The organism is Achromobacter sp. ACM03 (assembly GCF_014851665.1).
GTDB lineage: Bacteria > Pseudomonadota > Gammaproteobacteria > Burkholderiales > Burkholderiaceae_B > Achromobacter > Achromobacter aegrifaciens.
This window is the reverse complement of record NZ_JACVAD010000020.1, coordinates 1-890: the sequence shown is the minus strand read 5'-3', so window position 1 is coordinate 890 and position 890 is coordinate 1. Positions and strand designations below refer to the sequence as shown.

Annotated in this window: 1 rRNA gene; it reads left to right on the top strand. The window is 50.7% G+C overall.

Annotated elements, in window-relative coordinates:
- Nucleotides 1-890, top strand: a 23S ribosomal RNA gene (locus IB257_RS31395); the annotation flags it as partial.

The following is an 890-nucleotide window of genomic DNA, read 5'->3' as shown; positions in this document are numbered from 1 at the left end:
GCAAGATAGTCGAACGGAATGGAAAGTCCGGCCGTAGCAGGTGATAGCCCTGTAGGCGAAATCTTGTGTGTGGAACTAAGCGTAAGAAAAGTAGGGCGGGACACGTGAAATCCTGTTTGAAGATGGGGGGACCATCCTCCAAGGCTAAATACTCGTGATCGACCGATAGTGAACCAGTACCGTGAGGGAAAGGCGAAAAGAACCCCGGAAGGGGAGTGAAATAGATCCTGAAACCGTATGCATACAAACAGTAGGAGCCTCCTTGTGGGGTGACTGCGTACCTTTTGTATAATGGGTCAGCGACTTACATTCAGTGGCAAGGTTAACCGAATAGGGAAGCCGTAGCGAAAGCGAGTCCGAATAGGGCGATTCAGTCGCTGGGTGTAGACCCGAAACCAGATGATCTATCCATGGCCAGGTTGAAGGCACGGTAACACGTGCTGGAGGACCGAACCCACTAATGTTGAAAAATTAGGGGATGAGCTGTGGATAGGGGTGAAAGGCTAAACAAATCTGGAAATAGCTGGTTCTCTCCGAAAACTATTTAGGTAGTGCCTCAAGTATTACTGCGGGGGGTAGAGCACTGTTATAGCTAGGGGGTCATGGCGACTTACCAAACTATGGCAAACTCCGAATACCCGCAAGTACAGCTTGGGAGACAGAGCACCGGGTGCTAACGTCCGGACTCAAGAGGGAAACAACCCAGACCGCCAGCTAAGGTCCCAAATTATCGCTAAGTGGGAAACGAAGTGGGAAGGCATAGACAGTCAGGAGGTTGGCTTAGAAGCAGCCATCCTTTAAAGAAAGCGTAATAGCTCACTGATCGAGTCGTCCTGCGCGGAAGATGTAACGGGGCTAAGCGATAAACCGAAGCTGCGGGTGTGCACTTT